Here is a 20,412-nt window from a genome sequence, read left to right as displayed (position 1 = left end):
AAAATATAATATTATTATTATTTTATTATATAACTCCGGAGGCCAAGATCCAGATCCCGAATCCGTGAGCTATGGCAGAAGATAAAAGTCCATAACGAGAAGCCAAAAATCCGCAGATGCAACCTTCCCAAAGAGTGAATACGAGCAAAGGAAATCCGATAGAGGTGACTGTGCTCGCTAAAAATATATGGAAGAATGCAAAACTGATCCCCGATATAAAAGAGGCTCTCAACCAACCGAATTTCTCTTCTGCAATCCCTCTTATATATCCTCTAAATAAGAATTCCTCATACAAATTCCCGGCCAAGGAAAACCAAAGCATAGGAAGAAGAAGGCTCACATCCACTTCTCCGCCTGGGATGCCACCACCAGAAAGACTCCGATTCAAGATCCAGACCGGCAGAGCAATGGCAACTGAGCTCAATAAACCTAATAAGACCCCGAAAACTTGATTTCCTCGAAACCAAAGAACCCATCTTCGGTTTTCTATATCAAATTTCCATAATATAAAAACTAAAACTATGGAAGTAGCACCCAAAGTTACAAGGATCAAAGAAGATTTGGACAATCTGATCCAAAATCCTCCTTCTGAGCCTATAGACCAAAGCCCTGCTCCGGTCATAGCATCTCTGAACAAAACAAACAGAAGAATATAGATCAAAATCCTAAGTTTAGGTTCCGGTTTGATAACAAACCAAAAGATCCCTGCAAAAACCAACGCAGGAGTTACTCTTAAAAAATAATGAATAAGAGGAGAAAGCTGAGAAAGGTCCATTGTCTTAAGTAAAAGACGAAACTTTATTGGAGATTAGGATTTTCACTCTGAGGATTAGGCGCCGGTTCGGAAGTTTCCATATCGTCCAAGATAGAAGGCCTTTTCGGTTTCTTCTTCTTTTCTTTTTCTTCCTTAGGCATGGAAATGGTCCTTATTTGGATATATTTTCCAAATACCCAACCTTGAACGGTTTCAGTAAATGCGTCCTTGTATTTGGTATTTACCAACACCTTATAATAAAAGTCCTCAATTCTCTGACCTTCGATCGGAATGATATAAGCTACCGGATGTTTGCTGACTACCTTTCCAACCTCTCCAGCTTCTAAATCACGGATCTTAGGAGCTCCCACATAAGGCTCTCTTAAAAGAGGAGTATTATCGGAAACAATGGTCATATATTTTCCGACGGCTTTTAACTTATATAATCTGGCGCTTATCTCGTTTACTATATTTTCAGAATCGACATTAGCATTCAAAATTCTTAATAATGCAAAGATTGCGAAAGAATTCTTTTGTTCAGTCAATGTGTCCAGGATCTGATTTCTTAAATTTGTTTTATCTTTGAAAGAATCTTCCAAAATTTTCATAGAAGTCCTGGTCTTATGCCTTCCTAGGGCTTCTACAGCTGCTTTTTGGAATTCTTCATCTTCTGAATTTAGATACTCTATAAATATACGAAGGTCTTCCGGAACTTGGTAATATCCCAAACCTAAAAGAGTAGCTTTTACAATTTCCTTATCATCGGACTTAAGACCCTTTTTTAATAGAACTTCTCTTGCTCCAGGATCTAATGTTTTTCCCATTCCGCGGAAAGAAGCTACTCTGATCTCTCTGTCGGAAGACTTGGCACCTACATAAAAATAATCTAATGAACTTCTGGAACCTATATCCGCGAGTCCCTTGTATGCCGCCTGACGCACCCATTCTCCATCACGATCTATCATTTGGTGAAGGATCTTAACACCGGCCTGACTTTTCAATCTTCCCAAAGCCAAGGCTGCAGCAGCTCTAACTCTTGGAATTGGATGTGTCAGTCCGTATTGTTTCAATCTAGGGTAATTATATGTGGCTTCCCCTTCAAAAACCTTTAACAAACCTGCTTTTAAAAGATCATTATAACGTTTGGATTCAGGATCCAGGACCGGTTTCTTATGTTTTTTCTTATTGGTATCTTGCTCATCAGAAGCGGAAGGATCTTCAGTCTCCGTAGAATTATTCCCTACGTCAGAAGTGTTGTTAGTATCTTCCGGAGTTTGAGCAAAAATTGGTGAAAACCAGACTCCAAAGGAGGCGATCAGTAATAAGCCTGGAAATAAAAATCTGAAATTCAATAGGGCAAACATTCTTTTAATCGAAAAGCAAGCTTTGGTCCAAGAAACATTTCCCTGTGCCAGCCTCTATTCTTTTTTTCGACCATCCGTTATCGTGCGATTACCTTTTTTTGGGGCAGAATCCTCTATTGCAAGTAATGTAACCGTAAAAGTAATAATTTCTTTCCAGAACAGGATACAGATTTGCCATCTATACCTTTATATCTATAGAATTCGATCTTCTTACGCTTTTTACGATCGGAACTGCTTGACTCTCTTTTTGGGAAATGGTACCGTCTAATTCTTAGAGAAGAGGCAAATTTATCAGTAAGCTCAGCGGAAACCTTTCCGGACTCAAGTCCAATCAGATCCAAAGACTCAAAAAACTCTCCGAGCGTAGAATTCGGGAAAACGTAATTATCACGCCCGAAGTTTCCAGAACACTCACAGAACTTTCCTTCGAAATCAGCAGACAAATCGGGATACTAATTGATAGGAACGGATACGTAACTCACGTGATCGTGGGATCGGATAGTTCCATCGATATCCCTTGGTTGGATCGTATCAGAACATCCGAAGCAAGGTTACGAGGTGTACGACTGGTACATAGCCATCTCAAAGAAGAAAGTCTGAATCAGGAAGATCTTACCGACTTAGCTTTATTACGTTTAGATTATATAACCGCAGTAACGATGGATGAAAAGGGTCTTCCAAGATCCTATTATTCTGCACATGTAAATCCCGAAGATGAAGAAGCAGAACCTTGGGTTATTCTTTCCAAAAAAGTTCCGGGACAATTAGAAGAAGGTATCCTGGACGATATTCTGGAAATCGAAGGAAGAATGGCCAGATATCGCAAAAATCTAAAAGGTGCTCAAAAAGAAAACAGAGCCTTTTTAGTAGGAGTATATCCTGAGAATAATAGGATACGGCCACCTTCACAATCCATAGACGAATTAAAAGAACTCTGCAGGACCGCAGGAGTCCACGTAGTAGATTCGTTCATCCAAAGAAAAAATCGTTTAGATCCTTCTACTGTATTAGGAAAAGGTAAATTAGAAGAGATCGTACTAAAAGCAATCCAGAAACAAGTGGAACTATTAGTATTCGATCTGGAACTATCTCCTTCTCAGGCAAAAAAGATCTCGGATTATGCGGATCTAAAAGTTTTAGATAGAACCCAATTGATCTTGGATATCTTTGCAAGAAATGCAACAAGCAGAGACGGTAAACTGCAAGTAGAGCTTGCCCAATTAAAATATTTGAAAGGAAGACTTTCTGAGTTGGATGATAATATGTCCAGGCTCACCGGGGGAATCGGAGGAAGAGGACCTGGAGAAACAAAACTCGAGATCGGAAAACGTAGAGTAGAAGAAAGAATTTCCAGATTAGAACAAGAACTTAAGTCCTTGAAAAAACGAAGAGAGATCGCAAGAAGAAGACGTAAGAAAAACGAGATCCCTGTCTGCGGTATAGTGGGTTATACTAACGCAGGAAAATCCACCTTACTGAATGCGATGACGAATTCTACCGTATTATCCGAAGATAAGTTATTCGCAACATTAGATCCAACATCCAGAAGGATACGTTTCCCAGAAGAAAGAGAGATTATCATTTCCGACACCGTAGGTTTTATCCATGATCTTCCTCCAGAACTATCGAACGCATTCAAAGCAACACTGGAAGAGTTAGGAGATTCGGACCTTCTTGTCCATGTAGTCGATGTTTCTAATCCTGAATTCAGACAACAAATGGAAGCAGTCGAAACTATATTAGAAGATTTGAATTTATCCGATATCCCGAGGATCTTAGTATTCAACAAAATTGACGGCCTGCCTGAAGAGGCACGAAACGAACTTCTAAGAGAAGCAGATTTGGACACAATCTACGTATCCGCTATCCAAGGTTTCGGATTAAACACTCTACTAAACCGGATTGAAGAGAGAATTTACTCGCAAGCAGAGGCAAAACTCTCGAGCACTAAACTTTGGGAAGAAGATGAGGAACTGGAAGAGGAAACGGAAAAAACCTACGTTTAACGCAGGTTTGAACGTTTTGAAGAAGGGGACCTTAAACTAGACCGGCTAATTTTTCTTGGTCTAAAGCCAGTCGGATAACAGAATTGATATAAGTTTCCCGATCTGATCTTCCGGTGATATAATCTTGATACACGGATTGCAAGAGCAAATAAAACATATTCTTTCGGCCCCTAAAAGAATGTTCGGACCGACTTACTCTTCTCATAAGCCTTTTTTGGGCCTTAGACTTTTTTCTTGCTCCTAGATCCAAACGAGGAAACTTGAATAAAGTGGCCATTCTTTCCGAAATACAGATCCGAGAATTAAAGAATTCCCTAGAAAATTCCGGTCTACCCTACCGTGAAAATCAGGATTTAAGCGCCAATTGCTCCTTTAAGATCGGCGGGACTTCTCCCATAATGGTCGAGCCTGAAACCCAAGAACAAATCCTAGAAACTCTTTCCGTATTCAAAAAACTGGACCTACCTTGGAAGATCCTAGGCGGTGGCACTAATATCCTAATCTCAGATCATCCGAATGATTTTGTGATCTTAAAACTCTCCGGAGGATTTAAGGAATATAAAGATATGGGAGAAGGTATTTTTCAAGTAGGGGCCGCCACTAATACTACTCCGGTGTTCCGCCAAATCTCTCAGAAGGGATATACTGGAGCAGAATTTTTAAGCACGATCCCAGGTTGGACCGGCGGAGCAGTCATCCAAAACGCAGGTTGTTACGGAGGAGAACTTTTCGATCTAATCCAAGAAGTAGAATTCTTAAGGGATGGAGAAGTTCTAAAAAGAAGACCTTCCGAGATAGAGCACGGTTATAGATTCACGGAATTCTTAAAAAGAAAAGATTCTATTATTCTTTCCATTCTAATCAAATTAAAACCCGGAAACTTAGAAGAGATCGGAACTTCTCTCAAAGAAAAAAGGGACAAACGAAATTCTTCTCAGCCACAGAATAAAAAAAGCGCCGGTTCCATGTTCAAAAACCCGAAGGTGTTCGACGAACAAGGAAAAGAGATCAAAGCTTGGCAATTCATAGACAAGGTAGGCCTAAGAGGTTTACAAATTGGCGGTGCCCAGATTTCTCCGGAACATTGTAATTTTATAGTGAATACCGGAGGAGCAAAGGCCTCCGATGTGTATGGACTTGTGAATACTGTCCAAGAAAAAGTGGAAAAAGAAACCGGTGTGATATTACAAAGAGAAGTGGAATACTTCGGTTCCATTCCCTAATTCCAGGAAAACCAAATGCCAGTAGTTCGAGATCCTGAAGATAAAAAAGAAAGAATACTCACCTCTGCCTTAAGGTTATTCACCGAAAAAGGTTTTGAAGGAACTCCTATACCGGATCTCGCCAAAGATGCAGGCATAGGTGCCGGAACCATATACAGATATTATAAAAACAAAGAAGAATTGGTAAACGAATTATATCGTTTCTGGAAAAACAAACTGAGAGAGACTCTCGCAGAAAATTATCCTGAAAAAGCAAAATCAAAGGACTTATTCGTTCATCTGTGGAAGGCACTTGCGACCTTCTACCACCGTTACCCGGAAGCGTTCGAATTTTTAGAACTACATTATCATTCTCCTTATCTGGATCAAGCCAGCAAAAAGGCAACCTCCGAAACTATGGAGTTCATATGCACATTTTTAGAACAAGCAAGAGCCAAAGGAGATATCAAATCTGACCTTGGTTCTATGGAACTAGTTTCATTATGTTATGGAAGTTTTGTTGGAATGATAAAAATGGCCAAGGGCGGTTATATTCAACTTTCTGCAGAGACTTTACATGCTTCCGGTTTAACTCTCTGGAAAGCATTGGCAAAATAATTTCTCTTTATAATATACTTATATATATTAGATTCGAATAATTTTCGGAATTGGAATTCAGATTCCGGTATTTATAAATATTTTTTACTTAATTCATTTTTGAAAATTACAATTGTCCTATCTACTCAGTTATACATTACTTAAGTATCTAACATTTATGAAAATAACCTACTGCCGCTAGCAGAACATTATTTACGAACCCTCAATGTCTTAATGAATAAAATTTATTAGAATCCTTGCCAATTCTGGATCAATTTCAATGGTTGAATCAAAAAGAATAGATAGTTAGGAGAAATCATTTGTCCCTTGCACCCTCTATAGCTCTTCTTTGCTCAGCAATATTTTTTTATATTAAATCAGATAGACGAAAGCTCTCTTTGGCCTTCACTTCGATTGCTTCTTTAATGGCATTATGGTCGATATTATTATTTTTCCTAGAATCTGGACTAAATCTTGAAATTAAACTAGCAATAGTGAGGCTAATACCGATCCCTCCCCTTTTCATTCCCTATCTAGTAAACTATATTATTCGAAACTATTCTAATCCAAATAACTTAACACCGGTTCCACGCTTTTTCTCAATAGCCCATGTTAGTGCGATTATCCTATTTTCAATACTTTTTATATTAGGGATAGGGACTCCCTTCTTGCTCAATGGACCTTCTTTTTATTTTCATGGAAGTCTAATTTATAATCTCTCGATCTTTTATATTTATGCAGCACTTGCGTGGGGGATGGGTAGGATCGTTTATAATATGTTCCAAGGAAGTTATTTCGAAAAACTTCATTCTATCTATCTTTTTACAGGCATTCTATTTTCCTGTTTATTCTCCATTGGATTTCTTTTATTCAGCTCCTCAGAAGAATTGATCCATAATTCCATTTTGGCCTTTGGATTGATCTTTTTCCTATGGTTTAGCTGGATACCTGTTACAAAATATAGATTATTTAACGTAGATATAGAGGACTTTGGAAAAGATCTTAGAAGCCCTAGAGTTTCATCGATTGTTATCACGATTAATCGATATCTATTAAACAAAATCGATCCAATCGGATATAAAGAAATCTGCGATCGATACGAAAAATTAAAAGCGGAGGAACTCAAACATATTCATATGTCCGGCATTCAGCGTCTCTTATTAGGCAAGGTTTCGCCATCTGAATATTTAGCGGAAGCATCAAAGAAGATAACAAAATTATTTTTTTAATTAAGATCCACACTGAATAGTTTTATTTTTAACTAATCGTATACTTTTTTTTCTAAGCTCAACAATTGTTTATATGCTAGTTCATAAGAAGAACGAGGTAAATTCATAATCAATGAAATTGCCGATCGTAAGTCCTTATTTTTCTTTTCTTGCAATAACTTATGACAGAAATTGATAATCAGTTCTTTATCAGCTAACTCCAATTTTAGGGCTAAGTCAATAACCCTTTTCATTTGAACGTCTTCTTTAACTTTTTGCGACTTAACAAGGTCAGTAACTAGGTCACCAAAAATTGATAACTGTTCTTCGGCGTTAGCCTGCCAGATCCCTTTACCAGTTTTAACGTAAATTTTTGATATTCCTAGCTGAATCAAGACCTCATTTAAAACTAATTCCTCTATTTTCTCGTCATTTCTTGCCCATCTCTGAAATGTATGCTGAGTAATATTTATTTTTTCGACAGCTTCTTGAATTCCATACTGCTGTACTGCATGTAACAGCCGCTTACCTTCAGATCCTAAGGCCCGGGAGGGTTTTAATGATTCAGGGTCCTTAATTTTCGTCATTTTTGAACCTTATATAAAAAGTACTTTTTGTACTTTTTTTTACTTGATTACGTATATTTTGTATCATTTATTAAACCGGATGAAACCTGATGGTGCGAGCAAATCTTATCAATATTTTTCACTACTGTTGCCAAATTCCAGTTTAGTTAACTATTTTTTGATTTGTTACTATAGGTTTAGAATGCCGGTGCCGGAAAACTAATGTAATAGATCCTCGGACTATTACAATCCTTGTTCTAAATAATTCAACCTGCAAAATTGAATTAGTTAATTATTTTTTAAAAATATAAAACCGGCATTTTTTTAATTCGGTGCTGAAAACAAATAATGGGAAAATTGTATATTTCCTATTATTGTTTTGAGTATTCAAATTTCCTAATAGTTTTTCGCATCTCTGATTCCAAAAAAATCTAAACGCTGAACTTAAAAAACTTTTAAAAGAAAAATAAGCAGTTTAGGAAAATTTGAAATGGTTAACCTAATGGAAAATAGTTCCCTAATAGAAACCCAAGATATTTCCACGGATCCAGAGCTCACACCCGATCAGGATCCCGTATACGAAACAGATAAGGAGCCTCACGAAGAAAGATTAAACAAAAAACAAGATGAATCCAAAGAAAGGATCATACGTTCCGCTCTTAAGTTATTTGCAGAGAGAGGATTTTTCGAAACAAGGATCCCTGAAATTTCCGCTCATGCAAAAGTGGGAGTGGGCACAATGTATCGCCACTTCCGGAACAAAGATCATTTGTTCAACGAGGCATTTAGGATCTCCGTCCAAGAATTTTCAGAATTCTTAGAAAGATCCATTTCTAAAAATTTATCTCCGAAAGAACAATTCTTTGATTTTTGGAAAGGGCTAGGATTATTTTCCCAAGGCAAGTTCGACCAGTTGATCATGATAGAAAGAAATCTATCTTCTTATATACTGGATGAAGAAAGCACAAAAGAAGCACTAACCTTAAAACAAAAAATTTCTGAATACTTTGCGCCTGCTCAGAATGATAAAAATCTAAGGTTACTCTATCCTTCTCTTATTTTGGGTTCTTTTACTGGGATTCTGCGGTATCACCGGATTCACGAAAATAACATAGATCCTTCCCTTTTGGAACAATCTGCAGAAATGTTATGGGACGGGTTTTCTAAGGTCCGCTCTCCAAACTCTAAAAGGAAAGAAAAACAGACAAAAAAAGCCTGAAATCCGAGATGGAATGAATTTTTTTGTCGGAGGTTTATCCCGAATAAGATAGATAGTAAGTGTTAAAAACTTATTTACTGGGGCAGAAATAGATCTAAGGATAAAATCGTCCTTTGTAATTAAACCTCTGTTAAGATAGCAATATGCGGGCTCGCTTTCTAGTATTTTTAATCGGATTAGGAATGTTATGCAAACCAATAGAAGTGCATAACCCTGCTATACCATTTTCTGACGCTTGGTGGGAAACCACTTTTGTGCGTTGTATTTTGGGAGAATTAGATGTTTGTCTCCCTGGGCCTACGATTAGCGGAAGCCTTACCTCAAAATTTGTAAGCAATAATGCAGGGGCAATAGTTTCTTCTGATCTTACTTGGAGATCAGATACTGACGGACCTTATGATGTCCGGATAGATGTCGATTCTTGTACAAGCGGGGCAAGTTTAATTACAGGAACTGCGATCGCAAATACAGACAATTTAGCCACAATCAATGCAAGCGTTCTGCCGTTTGGTGCAAGTTATGTTAGAGTTTGTGTTACTGACCCGGTAGAAAATGCAACCGGATCAGGAATTTTTAGGATCGTTCGGGACGATACTTATCCTACTGTAAGCACGACTCCAAATGGCGGGGCCTATAATTCTTCTCAAAATGTTTCCATTACTTGTTCGGATACTGGAGGAGCAGGCTGCGATAAGATCTCTTATGTTACTGACACTTCTACTCCGGATATTGATGGAGCGACCGGAACGATAAATGTAGGAACTCAGTATTCCACTCCTATCAATGTTCCAGCAAATTCTAATACTACCTTCAAGTATGTTGCAAGAGATAAAGCAGGGAATGTATCTTCAGTTGATAGTGCGGATATCGCAGTGGACACAGTGACTCCAACTATCTCTGCTACTAATCCGAGCAACGGTGCTACCGGAGTAGCTCTTTCTCCAGGATCGATCAGTTTAAATTTCGCAGAACCGATGGACACTTCTCTTACAATGTCCATGACTACAGAAATTTATGATGGGACTTCTTGGGTAACTATTCCTAATAGCAATACTATATTCGATTGGCAGGATTCCCAAACTTTAGTCATTACGATCAGTTGGACTTATTTCCCGGAAGATTCGCAAATCCGTTGGACCATTCCCTCTAGTTCTTTGCAAGACTTAGCAGGAAACGGGGTCTCACAACAAGCCTCCTTTACTACTACAACCGGAGCCACAGTAACAGGAGCCCAAATTTATTCCGGGCCAACTGCACACGGGACTTATACTGGAGATATTACCACTACGGATACTTCTACAGGTTTAGTATGGAAAACTTGCTGGGAAGGAAGAATGGGTCCTGGCTGTGCTTCCGGCTCTGCAACAAATACTTCTTGGGCAAGCGCGTTAGACGGTTGCGCCTACTTAAATTATATTCATGGTCCTGGGATAGGATATGCAGATCGAGAAAACTGGAGACTTCCCAGAGCAGAAGAATTATACTCTTTGGTGGAAGGAGGTGCCGATCCATACATAAACACTACTGCATTCCCGAATCCTGTATCTCCTGCTACTTGGACAGCTTCTAGAGGTATTACAGGCTCTCCAATGGATCAATTTGCAAGAACCGTAGTATTCATGTACGGGATCATAAATCAGTTCGATAAAAGCCTAAGTTATGCGCTACACTGCGTAAGCGACTGATCTTATTTTGCCATTAAACTAGGATAATATCCTTCCGGAGTTTCATATCCCATAATATCTAAGATCGTGGCTGCAACATTCGCAAGCCCAGGATTTTGTAGATCTGTTCTTAATTTGATCTTGTTCTCAGGGTCCAAAACGCTGAACGGAACAGGATTCAAGGTATGAGAAGTTTTAGGAACAGGTTTACCTTCTTTATCCTTCTCCACATTTCCTTTTTTATCCAGTTGATACATCTCATCCGCGTTTCCATGGTCCGCACTTACCAATAAAACTACATTATTTTTTCTGCATGCTTCGGCTAGGCGGCCCATACACCCGTCCAAAAATTCCATCGCCTTTACGGTTGCCTGGTAATTTCCAGTATGGCCTACCATATCTCCATTCGGAAAATTGATCCTATAGAAGTCTGAATGATTCTCTCCTAAAACTTTTTCAAGCTCCGCAGTGATCGCTTGCGCTTTCATTTCAGGAGTTTGGTCGAATGGAATTACATCGGAAGGAATTTCCTTATATTCTTCACTTTTGGAATCGAATTTGCCGGAGCGATTTCCGTTCCAGAAGAATGTTACGTGTCCGTATTTTTGTGTTTCGGATAACGCATACTGGTTAATCCCGGACTTTGCCATATATTCGCCCAATGTGCGATCAATCGCAGGTGGACTTACTAAAAAACGTTCAGGTAATTGTAAATCCCCGTCGTATTGCATCATTCCTGCGTAACATACTTCCGGAAAATTTCCTCTATCGAATTTGTCGAAATTTTTCTGAGTGAATGCTTGGGAGATCTCAATTGCTCTATCTCCTCTGAAATTAGTGAATACTACCGAGTCTCCGGTCAGGATTTTTCCGACCGGTTTTCCCGATTCTTCTACCACAAAACTAGGAAGATATTGATCGATTACGGCAGGATCTTCTTTTCTAAAAGTTTCAATCGCGGTTTTTGCATCCGGGAAAGTTCTACCTTCTCCATGGACATGGATCTTCCAGCCTCTATCTACCATAGACCAATCTGCTTCGTAACGGTCCATGGTGATTGTCATTCTTCCTCCTCCGGATGCAATTTTTATATCTGCACCTTTGGATCTAAGCGAGGTCAGCCATTCTTCGAAAGGAATCAAATAATCTAGAGCAGACTTTTCAGGCACGTCTCGTCCGTCTAGAAGAATGTGTAATCTGATCCTTGGGACCTTCTCCTCTAACGCAGCTTGTATTAAAGATTTTGTATGATCAATATGTGCATGGACATTTCCGTCGGAGAACAAACCAATGAAATGAAGAGTGGAATTTTTAGTCTTTGTATTTTCTATAATTTCCTTCCAAGCTTTTCCCTCGAATAACAGTCCTTCGGCGATAGAGTTATTGACTAGCTTAGCACCCTGATCGAAAATGCGCCCGCAGCCCAAGACATTATGACCTACTTCAGAGTTTCCCATGTCCTCATCGGAAGGCATGCCGACAGCGGTGCCATGCGCGTTCAAAAGAATGGTGGGAGATTCTTTCCAAAGTTTGTTGAGAAAAGGAAGATTGGCACCTGCAATTGCGTTCCCGAATTCGGGTCCTTTAGGAGTATAACCTACCCCATCTAAAATTACGAATAATAGCTTTTTGGGAGAGAAGGGAGTCTTTTTCTTCAGTTGCATTCTATTCCAGGAAAGCCCTTCCCCATGCTTCGTCAAGAGGATTCACATAGGGACTTCGGCATAAGCCCTTCGGTTTATACAGGTTTTATAGAAAAAGAAGGAGGATTTAGGTTTTTCGGTGGAAGCGTTTAGAATGCATTATATGATGGTTTTGAATATCTTTAGGGATACTCGTATCTTTAAGCGAATAATACCCCTACAACTATATGCTAAATTTTTAATATTTAATTATTTATAGACAAAGATGAACGCAAAAGGCCCCAAACCCTTAGATCCGCATACAGGCAACGTAGCCGTTCCTAACTTCTTAAAAGTTAAGAAGTTAAACGAAGTAGTGAGTTACTACATGAACGACAAGATAACTCACTCTGTCTACAAAGCGATCCAGGCGGCGACATCTTTCAAGAACGTAAAGAAGAGACAATTATTCGAACCTCATCATAAAGTTCCAGAAGTCGGAGAATTAGGGCCTAAAGATATCGACCTTCATTTAAAACGCCTACTGGAAGACGGCACAGTATCTCAACTTGCTTATTTGATCAGTGATAGTGCCGAAAAACAACCCGAAGCACTTCCTTGTTATGCTACTTTTCCGGAAACGGAATCCTTGGATTTGAGTAGGATCTATCTGGAACTTCTGGATTATTCCGTTTCATCTCTCTTAAGTTATCTAGATCGAAAACCGGAAACTAGTAAAACTCTTCTTTGGGAAAATTTAGAATCGGATCTTGAATGGGGAGCCAGGAAAGAAGCGCCCTTCCCTCAATTGTTTTTATATTTAAGACAAGCATTTCATAATGAAAATTTTCGAATTCCCGCAAACCCCGAGTATGTTAAGGATTTCTTATTCGAATTAGAAGACGACCTTCACAAAAAAGGAAGAGTCATAGACGTTCCAGGTTATGGATTATTCGGGATTAAAAATTCCAAAGAAGCAGTTCAGATCATGGATTATGTGGATGATTTTATCCAATCCAAAGGAACAAAACAATTACGCCATGTTCTTATGGATGAATTCCAAAAAATCGCCATGGAAGAAAAATTATATTATTCTAATACTTCCAATCCGGAGACCACAAAATTCAAAACCGAAAGAGCCGAGGCATTTGCAAGAGCCTTGTCTGGAACTCCAAGTCCGGGAACTCCCGGGATGTTAAGTGTGGTTTTAGTTCGAAGCCTTGCCGAACTTGCAGAAAAAGAACTACATAAACAATCCGCAGAAAGGGATCGAAATAGATTTCACGATATCAAAAAGAATCTTCTCTCTGAATCCGGTTCTTGGGAAAGAAAGGTTTTATTAGTTCCTGATAAAGAATTCAAATCTTATCCTGAAGAATTAAAAAGAATGCTGATAGATGATTTGGAGATCGGTTATTCTACTTGGGAAACCAAAACAACTACTATCCATGCATTCTTTCACAAAAATGCAAATAGTGTAAGACAAATAATTCTAAGCTTAGGCGCGGCCACAAATGTAGAAACTTGGAAAATCCTCTGTATCAGGCAACTTGTGGAGTCTAACGAACCTCAAATCAAATCGATATTCAGAGAACCTGACCTAGTTAAGGCTTACGGAAAAGTATTAAGAAAAGGTTATTTAGATTATTTCCCTTGGTATTATGCTATTCTGGATCTTTTAGGGATCGGAAGAATATTCCAAGATGTGTTCTTTGCCCAAGCAAAAGAAAAGATAAAAGGACAGCAGAACCATCTCAAGGTCCGAAACCACGAAACTTCTAAAAAAGAAGAACAGGCAAAGATCCAAGAAAAGATAAAAGAAGAAGAAAAGATCCGTTCTGCGGAACAGAAGTCCAAGATTTCTTCCGCTATGGATGAATTTTATTTTAAACGCAGGGTTCCACCTACTGCATCTGAGATCCAAGGAGAAATTGCAGAATTCCCTGCGGATCAATATTATCAAATCCTAGATCGGGAAAATTTCGTTTTTATCTCTTGGGAAAAAGGAAAGGAAAGAATGGACCAGATTCTTTGTTATCCTGCAAACGAATCCTTCAGAAACAAAGCCAGAGAACTACATAGAATTCTATCCGAAAGAATGGAAGTCCTGCAAAATAAAGTCAGAACAGCAGAAGAAGAGGATACCCGAAACAGGATCTCAAAAGTGATTAAACATATAGATGAATGGTTTGCTTCTCATAAATCTTCATCGGATAAGGCAGGTTCTCCTAAAGGAAAATCCGAATCGGACGATCCATACGAATCTTTCCGTAAGGAAATTGATAAATTAAGAAAAGTGGATAAACCTTAAGGGATAAATTCTTTCCTAACAAACTCTGTTCGCTCTATAAATTCCAAATCCTGAAATTCACATAAATTTCCCCTGGAAAATCTACTTTTCCGAAAAAAAGTGAGCAAAAACTCGCAAATTGGTTTGTGATCTCTAAAAAGAAAATCACCCGACCCGGAACTATGAATTCGAATCCAAAGATCTTTTTCAGACTTATCCCGATCGTATCGTTATTCTCCTTATTCTCTTTTTGCAATCAGGCAAATCCGATCAATTTGGACGGCAGCAGCAGTGCTGCCGGCGTTCTTTTGAATGTTGTTATACCGAATATTATTGGAGCCGAAACAATTCCCGGGAGTCTTCCGCAGCTTTCTTCTCAAGCTATGTATGACGCCGGAGATACTTTCATAGATCTAAATTTTTCCCAAACAAGTAGTGTGGATGAAAACTTTAGTATGACAGTAGAAAGTTATACTACAGTGTATGAACCTCATTTCATCGGTTACAATACATTCACTCTTCCAGCAAATACAAGCACTCAGTCCATAGGTTTTTCTTTAGAAGCAGATGATGACAACTGTTTGGATAATGCAGGGAGCAGATTCAGTTTCAGGATTACGAAAGATTCTACAGGAGATACTTTCGTATATAATGTAACTGTAAAGGACGGAGATTATTGTATTTTCGAATCTTCTGCCAGAAGCCTTGCTCAGTTAGGCGGACTAGGCACAATGGACAATCATTGCAGAAACTTAGCAAGCAGCAAAGGTCTTCCAAGAAATTCTTCTGATTATAAAGCGATGGTTGGAGCTCTTTCCACTACCTACGGAGATAGAAACCCCGGAGAATCATTGTCTTCTACTTCCTTCTTCCGAGCCAATAAAAGATACGTTCGCAAACAAGGGAATGGAACTTGGGTAAAAGTTTTTTCTATTAGCGGAACCTGGCCCCCAAGTTCCGACTTTGATAATCCTTTGATCGATTCGGGGCAATATTGGACAGGAATGCATTCAGGTTGGGGCAGAATGGATGGTAATACCTGCCTTAATGGCTCTGAAAGTTGGACAAATTCAGACGGTTCCTCCAGCGGAAACTTAGGGACCTCAAGCGTAGTGACTGGTGATGCTGCCTATATGACCTTGGAGAGCTGTGATTCTCCTTTGGCGCTTCCGTTTATTTGCGTTTATTCCCCGGATTAAACTAAAAAAATCGTTCAATTTTTTTCCTGCCTGACTGTTTTCTTACATTAAGGGGTATTTTCCTCTGAGACCGGGCGGGTGAGAATATGAAAGGATCTAAATTAGGACGGACAGCCTTCATTCTATTATGTCTTACTTTATGGATTTCCAAGTGTAATAATGCTGAATCCACCGCTCTGGACGGAAGTAAACCCAGCCTGGCTGGCGCGATCACTATAGACCCTTCTATCCTCCTAAGTTTGTTTAGCTCCGTTAACAATCCGATAGAACCGCTTTTGAACGAGGGAGAAACTACTCTTAGTGTAGATGAAAACGATGCGGCAGATATTATGTTCGCAATCAAGAATCCTCCTTCTGACGGGAGCACTATCCAATTCAAATTTTATAAAAATGATAATATCACCTTTGTAACGGATTATAATCCGGACCAGGGAGGTTATCAGAATTACCTTACTGTGGATTTCGGACCCGATCCTCAAAATGCCAACTTTGATTATAAAAGCGGATTCCAGATCAATTCCCTAGAAGATGAAAACTGCTTAAATAACTATTATTATCTTACTGCTATCGAAGTATCCTCTGGACTCTCTCAGTCATTTATAGTTAAGGTAAAGGATGCAGATAAATGTATTTTTATAGCCTCAAATGGTGGAACAGGTTATCCAGGGAACTTCGCTAAAAAAGGAATCGATAATTCAACGTTTGCAGGCCCGCTAGAAGTTGCGGATGATATTTGTAACTCCAATGTTCCTGATAGTGCAAATAAAGATGTAGGTTATAAGGCTATGCTTGCAGTAAGTTATAGTCCGAGCTCTAATCTCAGAAACCCTTCTACCGATTGGGTATTTAGCTCCTTCAGGAAATATTATAGCCAGAGTGGTAAGAAGTTAGCTTACTCTTTCAGTTCCGGTACTACCATCGGATTTGCAAATGCGCAAGAATGGACAAATTCTCTCGGAACTTCTGGCAGAATATGGACAGGATTTAGCTCCATGGATTGGACAACTGATACCCCTACTGTAACTCAATGTGCAGGCTTGGCCCCATCGGGAGCACCTTATTCATCTTGGTATTCTTCCACAGCAACTGGAACCCAGGGAGTACTTTCAGCAGTAAATGGAAACTCTATTGCAGAAATGACTAACACGGATCCGGCCGTGGTAATCCCAACTCTATGCTCTCAAAGACGTAATATTGTTTGCGTCGGCCAATAGCCTTTTCTATTAAACGAATAGAGCCAATCTGACAGAATCCATAGAGGTCTCTCTTTGAGGGGCCCTTTATTTTCGAACAAACCTGCGATTTATATATTACTCCCTATACGTTTTAGTAAAAAAATTATTCCCAGGAAAAAAAAGATCAAAGAGCTTAAAGCTGGTTGTTACCATTGTTATGGGGAAAACTAACCGAATTTTCCCTTCTTCGAAGAGGAGAATACAAATGAAAAGATTCCTGAATTCAAGCAAGGTTATAAATGGATTTTACCTATTAGTTCACGGATGTTTTCTATTCTCGTTCTTATTGGTACAGGGCTGTAATAACGCCAAACCGGTTAGCATAGATGCCAGTTCCTCCGCAATTGGCGCCCTTCTTTCAGATGGTGACTTTGGTATATTCGGTAATCTTGGGGCTGGCGGAACCTCTTCTGCTGCTACTTCCCCCATAAATGTTTCTTTGAGTGGTTATGTAAATGTCACTGCCAATGATTTAAGCCTTACTTTAACTGATTCAACGGATAGCACAACCCAGCCTCTAGCATTGACTGCTGATGGTTCTTATTCCTTCTCCACAGAACTTACCAGCGGAGATTCTTATTCGATCTCATTAGATTCTTATACACAAGGGCAGTCTTGTAGTATTTCCGCAAATGCAAGTGGTACAGCAGGTACTACCGGGACTGCTACTATTGTTTGTGAAAGGCAATTAGCGATCGCTGCCGGATGGAAAACAAGCTCCGGTACTCCAGTTTTAAAATTGTTTGGGGTGAATCATTCTGCTTCTCCTTATATAGTAACTAAAAATCTTTCGGTTACAGTTGGAGGATCGCCTGGCTCCGTTGATCCTGAATTGGTTTGGAACGGAACTAATTATTTGCTTATTTGGAAATCTGCTGACACGACTATCAAAGGGCAGTTTTATAATATAAGCCTCACTGCGGTAGGATCTACGTTTACGATATACACCGGAGCGGGAGTAACAATTGGAAAAGTTTCCGCAGCTTATAGTCCAAGTGGAGAATTTGCGATAGTCTGGACAGAGGCAGCTTCTACAAGAGCTGCAAAATACCAAAGGATTAATTCCTCTACCGGTGCTCTTATTGGAACTCCGACGACTATTGCATCTTCTACTAGTAATACTTATACTAGTGCAGATGTAACTTTGAGCGGTAGTACGTATTATACAGCCTTTCGCCAAAGAACAAGCGGAGGAGTAAATTCATTACTCGCTTATAGTTTCTCGACTGGGGCTGCTACTTCCGTAAAAACTTATACTGCCACAAGTGGAACGGATTCTCTGGCATTGGATTACCCTTCTTTACTTACACAGGGTTCCAATATTTGGCTATTCTATAGCCAAACGGGGACTGACGGATCCGGAAACGTAAATGATTCTACTTTAAAAAGTTCTAAGAACTTCCAAACCACTCCTGCAACCATGAGAACGGAAACAAATCCTTACGGTTGCGATCCAGTTAATAGTAGCGGGGACCAATACATGGTCCCTTCTGCAACGATCGCAAATAGTACCAATTTGTTAGTCTCTTATGATCTATTCTGCGCAGATATGGGGATTTATAACGAGGTTTCCAATCTTCCAGTTACGATCTCTTCCGGCGCTGTAGGAACTCCTACAGATTATTCTGTAACTGAACTGGGAACAAGTAGGACAATGGGTTCTTCTCTCGCATGTAGAACTACAGCTTGCTTTATCAGTGTAGGAGATGAATCTAGTGACGCGATCTATCTATTTGATCCGGATTTTGGCGGTAATATAGGAGGAACCTCTACCATTTATCCGAATGATGGAAATGGCATTGAATCTCCTATAACCGTAATCAAATAATCGGATTAGTAGCGGATCTCGTACTTGAGTTCCCCATTCCAACCCAAACCGTTGCCTCCAACAGTCATCGGCTGATAAGAAGGAGCAAAGCTGAACCTAAGACCGGAGCTGGGACCTTCTGCAATCCCTTGCTCTGCCTTCACTCCTAAATAATAGGAATAGAAGAGCTGCAATCCATATGCTATCCCGAACAAGTATTGAAAGTTATTAGATTCTTCCGCCAAACCTTGGTAATGATTAAATGCGCCCTTGTTTATCAAGAAGGCTCCAAGTAAACGTTGGGTAGTATTTGCAGGTAAGGAAAGGACAGGATCCTGCAATGCAAATGCGAAATAATTTCTTGCGTTCTCCTCATAAGCCTTTTTAGCATCACCAAAGTCATTCTGAGCTTTAACCGCAAGGTAAGTTGCCCCTAAAACTGCTACAAAGGCCGCAGAAGCCCTGTATTTTTTATCTGCCTTCCAAATCCCCCAGCCTGGAACAACTGCTGATCTAATTGAATAATCCCAGCGAGGCTTTTGGTACCATCTTTGGACCGCTACTTCTTCCTCGGTTTTTTTAGGTTCTTCTTTCGGCTTAACAGGATCCTTTTTCACTTCCTGTTTAGGGGTATCTTTTAAGTTTAATTCGGCAATTTCCGTTTTTGGAATGGTTAGAACCTTTCCATCCACTTCGATCTGAACTTCCGTACGGGTTTGGTTTACCACTTTCCCTTGGATCACCTTTCCGTTTTTTAAGGTTAGGCTAGAGCCAAAAAGGGAGTGGGAAACTATTAGGAAACAAATTGTAAAAAGCCAACGATAAGGCATGTTATCTTAAATCCCTTTGGTTTAAGGTTACGGACACAATAATTGTCTGGCTATAACCGTTTTAAAACGGATTGCTTTCTACAAGAAAAAACCGAATTTACTTGAAAAAAGACCAATAGAAATAAATTTCTATTTTTACCGTGTCTGAAACCTTGTTTTTCGAAAAACTATACAATAAAAATAAGGATCACTTGTTTTCATTTATCCGGCGTTCTGTCCAAGATGAATCCACTGCCTTGGATCTATTACAAGACACCTTTTTGAACTTCTTTAAACATTATTCCGGCAAGGAGTTACCGGATGAGCAGGTTTCCAGGATGATCTTATTTAGGATCTCCAGGAATCTAATGATCAATCACGGAAAGTCCTATTATCAAAAGAACGTTGCGCTCGTTGGCGAGGAAACTTCTTCTTTATTCGGCTCCAAAGGCCAGGGCCCTGAAAGTCAGGTCTTGGATGAGATGGAAGCCCAAAATCTAGGAAAGATCGTAAGCGAATTATTAAGCACCTTACCGGAAGAACAAAAGACAGCTATAGAGTTGCGTTATTCCCAAGGCTGCAAATTGGAAGAGATAGCCTCCGTATTGGATTTATCCGTATCCGGAGTCTCCAGGCTTCTGGAAAGAGCCGAAAAGCAGCTTTTACAAGAAGGAAAGAAGAGAGGCATTCAACCTTCTTCTTTTTTAAAATCTTAGGATTTTCGCCAAAATATGTATTTCGAACAATTGATTCATTTCGTCAAAAAAGCCATCCCTACTCAAAAAAATGAGCAAGGTACCAACCTTCAGTTTGTTGATCCAACTGAGCGGGCAGGACAATGTCAAAAGGCCCGGAACTAAGGATACGGTT

The 20,412-nt window shown here is 39.5% G+C and carries 17 protein-coding genes; 11 read left to right on the top strand and 6 right to left on the bottom strand.

Annotated features, from left to right (window positions below):
• Window positions 1-25: 25 nt before the first annotated feature.
• Together EHO65_RS11090 and EHO65_RS11085 are read right to left on the bottom strand one after the other, a co-directional pair.
• Window positions 26-775 (bottom strand): CPBP family intramembrane glutamic endopeptidase, encoded by a 750-nt coding sequence (locus EHO65_RS11090; protein WP_135774288.1) that lies wholly within the window; start codon window positions 773-775, stop codon window positions 26-28.
• 23 nt (window positions 776-798) lie between these two features.
• Window positions 799-2,118, bottom strand: coding sequence for a HEAT repeat domain-containing protein (locus tag EHO65_RS11085; protein WP_244243508.1), 1,320 nt, complete (start codon window positions 2,116-2,118; stop codon window positions 799-801).
• Between the two features lie 335 nt (window positions 2,119-2,453).
• Between EHO65_RS11085 and hflX the strand changes: the two genes are divergently transcribed.
• Complete coding sequence (gene hflX / locus EHO65_RS11075) at window positions 2,454-4,124, top strand: GTPase HflX (protein ID WP_135774283.1); 1,671 nt, start codon at window positions 2,454-2,456, stop codon at window positions 4,122-4,124.
• A 31-nt stretch (window positions 4,125-4,155) separates the two neighbouring features.
• Here the strand turns inward: hflX and EHO65_RS11070 are convergent, their stop codons facing one another.
• Window positions 4,156-4,401, bottom strand: a complete 246-nt coding sequence (locus EHO65_RS11070) for a hypothetical protein (RefSeq protein ID WP_135774281.1) — start codon at window positions 4,399-4,401, stop codon at window positions 4,156-4,158.
• Here EHO65_RS11070 and murB point away from each other — a divergent pair.
• The 3 genes from murB to EHO65_RS20050 all read left to right on the top strand — a co-directional run bounded on the left by murB (window position 4,394) and on the right by EHO65_RS20050 (window position 7,152).
• Window positions 4,394-5,347, top strand: a complete 954-nt coding sequence (gene murB, locus EHO65_RS11065) for a UDP-N-acetylmuramate dehydrogenase (RefSeq protein ID WP_135774279.1) — start codon at window positions 4,394-4,396, stop codon at window positions 5,345-5,347. The two genes, EHO65_RS11070 and murB, sit on opposite strands and share 8 nt — an antisense overlap.
• Before the next feature lie 15 nt (window positions 5,348-5,362).
• Window positions 5,363-5,944 (top strand): TetR/AcrR family transcriptional regulator, encoded by a 582-nt coding sequence (locus tag EHO65_RS11060; RefSeq protein ID WP_135774277.1) that lies wholly within the window; start codon window positions 5,363-5,365, stop codon window positions 5,942-5,944.
• A gap of 734 nt (window positions 5,945-6,678) precedes the next feature.
• Complete coding sequence (locus EHO65_RS20050; RefSeq protein ID WP_244243507.1) at window positions 6,679-7,152, top strand: hypothetical protein; 474 nt, start codon at window positions 6,679-6,681, stop codon at window positions 7,150-7,152.
• A gap of 32 nt (window positions 7,153-7,184) precedes the next feature.
• On the opposite strand, the gene EHO65_RS20045 is transcribed toward EHO65_RS20050, so the two are convergent.
• Window positions 7,185-7,718: a hypothetical protein gene (locus EHO65_RS20045; RefSeq protein WP_244243506.1), complete on the bottom strand. Its 534-nt coding sequence runs from the start codon at window positions 7,716-7,718 to the stop codon at window positions 7,185-7,187.
• Between the two features lie 481 nt (window positions 7,719-8,199).
• On the opposite strand from EHO65_RS20045, the gene EHO65_RS11045 reads away from it, so the two are divergent.
• A complete protein-coding gene (locus tag EHO65_RS11045; protein ID WP_244243505.1) occupies window positions 8,200-8,916 on the top strand; it encodes a TetR/AcrR family transcriptional regulator in 717 nt (238 codons plus the stop codon).
• 143 nt (window positions 8,917-9,059) lie between these two features.
• Window positions 9,060-10,601 (top strand): Lcl domain-containing protein, encoded by a 1,542-nt coding sequence (locus EHO65_RS11040; protein WP_135774272.1) that lies wholly within the window; start codon window positions 9,060-9,062, stop codon window positions 10,599-10,601.
• Window positions 10,602-10,603: 2 nt separating this feature from the next.
• Here EHO65_RS11040 and gpmI read toward each other — a convergent pair whose 3' ends face one another.
• Window positions 10,604-12,244, bottom strand: a complete 1,641-nt coding sequence (gpmI, locus tag EHO65_RS11035; protein ID WP_135774270.1) for a 2,3-bisphosphoglycerate-independent phosphoglycerate mutase — start codon at window positions 12,242-12,244, stop codon at window positions 10,604-10,606.
• Between the two features lie 244 nt (window positions 12,245-12,488).
• On the opposite strand from gpmI, the gene EHO65_RS11030 reads away from it, so the two are divergent.
• The 4 genes from EHO65_RS11030 to EHO65_RS11015 all read left to right on the top strand — a co-directional run bounded on the left by EHO65_RS11030 (window position 12,489) and on the right by EHO65_RS11015 (window position 18,754).
• Window positions 12,489-14,513, top strand: a complete 2,025-nt coding sequence (locus tag EHO65_RS11030; RefSeq protein ID WP_135774268.1) for a hypothetical protein — start codon at window positions 12,489-12,491, stop codon at window positions 14,511-14,513.
• Window positions 14,514-14,674: 161 nt separating this feature from the next.
• Window positions 14,675-15,691, top strand: a complete 1,017-nt coding sequence (locus tag EHO65_RS11025; RefSeq protein ID WP_135774266.1) for a hypothetical protein — start codon at window positions 14,675-14,677, stop codon at window positions 15,689-15,691.
• A gap of 86 nt (window positions 15,692-15,777) precedes the next feature.
• Complete coding sequence (locus EHO65_RS11020) at window positions 15,778-16,905, top strand: DUF1554 domain-containing protein (RefSeq protein WP_135774264.1); 1,128 nt, start codon at window positions 15,778-15,780, stop codon at window positions 16,903-16,905.
• Window positions 16,906-17,131: 226 nt separating this feature from the next.
• Window positions 17,132-18,754 carry a hypothetical protein gene (locus EHO65_RS11015; RefSeq protein ID WP_135774262.1) on the top strand — a complete coding sequence of 541 codons (1,623 nt, stop codon included), beginning with the start codon at window positions 17,132-17,134 and terminating at the stop codon, window positions 18,752-18,754.
• A gap of 5 nt (window positions 18,755-18,759) precedes the next feature.
• Here the strand turns inward: EHO65_RS11015 and EHO65_RS11010 are convergent, their stop codons facing one another.
• Window positions 18,760-19,563 (bottom strand): LA_0442/LA_0875 N-terminal domain-containing protein, encoded by an 804-nt coding sequence (locus EHO65_RS11010; protein ID WP_135774260.1) that lies wholly within the window; start codon window positions 19,561-19,563, stop codon window positions 18,760-18,762.
• Between the two features lie 140 nt (window positions 19,564-19,703).
• On the opposite strand from EHO65_RS11010, the gene EHO65_RS11005 reads away from it, so the two are divergent.
• A complete protein-coding gene (locus tag EHO65_RS11005; RefSeq protein WP_412758384.1) occupies window positions 19,704-20,258 on the top strand; it encodes an RNA polymerase sigma factor in 555 nt (184 codons plus the stop codon).
• Window positions 20,259-20,412 lie beyond the last annotated feature (154 nt).

Origin of the sequence: Leptospira andrefontaineae (genome assembly GCF_004770105.1) — a bacterium.
Lineage (GTDB): Bacteria > Spirochaetota > Leptospiria > Leptospirales > Leptospiraceae > Leptospira_B > Leptospira_B andrefontaineae.
Note: the sequence above shows the minus strand (reverse complement) of the source record. Positions and strands in the feature narration are given on the sequence as shown.

Bases quoted from the DNA above. Each gene is read 5' to 3' on its own strand.
- EHO65_RS11040 (WP_135774272.1), top strand. From the start codon at position 9,060: ATGCGGGCTCGCTTTCTAGTATTTTTAATCGGATTAGGAATGTTATGC.
- gpmI (WP_135774270.1), bottom strand. From the start codon at position 12,244: ATGCAACTGAAGAAAAAGACTCCCTTCTCTCCCAAAAAGCTATTATTC.
- EHO65_RS11045 (WP_244243505.1), top strand. From the start codon at position 8,200: ATGGAAAATAGTTCCCTAATAGAAACCCAAGATATTTCCACGGATCCA.
- EHO65_RS20050 (WP_244243507.1), top strand. From the start codon at position 6,679: ATGGGTAGGATCGTTTATAATATGTTCCAAGGAAGTTATTTCGAAAAA.
- EHO65_RS20045 (WP_244243506.1), bottom strand. From the start codon at position 7,718: ATGACGAAAATTAAGGACCCTGAATCATTAAAACCCTCCCGGGCCTTA.
- EHO65_RS11020 (WP_135774264.1), top strand. From the start codon at position 15,778: ATGAAAGGATCTAAATTAGGACGGACAGCCTTCATTCTATTATGTCTT.
- EHO65_RS11090 (WP_135774288.1), bottom strand. From the start codon at position 775: ATGGACCTTTCTCAGCTTTCTCCTCTTATTCATTATTTTTTAAGAGTA.
- EHO65_RS11085 (WP_244243508.1), bottom strand. From the start codon at position 2,118: ATGTTTGCCCTATTGAATTTCAGATTTTTATTTCCAGGCTTATTACTG.
- EHO65_RS11010 (WP_135774260.1), bottom strand. From the start codon at position 19,563: ATGCCTTATCGTTGGCTTTTTACAATTTGTTTCCTAATAGTTTCCCAC.
- EHO65_RS11060 (WP_135774277.1), top strand. From the start codon at position 5,363: ATGCCAGTAGTTCGAGATCCTGAAGATAAAAAAGAAAGAATACTCACC.
- EHO65_RS11025 (WP_135774266.1), top strand. From the start codon at position 14,675: ATGAATTCGAATCCAAAGATCTTTTTCAGACTTATCCCGATCGTATCG.
- EHO65_RS11015 (WP_135774262.1), top strand. From the start codon at position 17,132: ATGAAAAGATTCCTGAATTCAAGCAAGGTTATAAATGGATTTTACCTA.
- EHO65_RS11030 (WP_135774268.1), top strand. From the start codon at position 12,489: ATGAACGCAAAAGGCCCCAAACCCTTAGATCCGCATACAGGCAACGTA.
- EHO65_RS11070 (WP_135774281.1), bottom strand. From the start codon at position 4,401: ATGGCCACTTTATTCAAGTTTCCTCGTTTGGATCTAGGAGCAAGAAAA.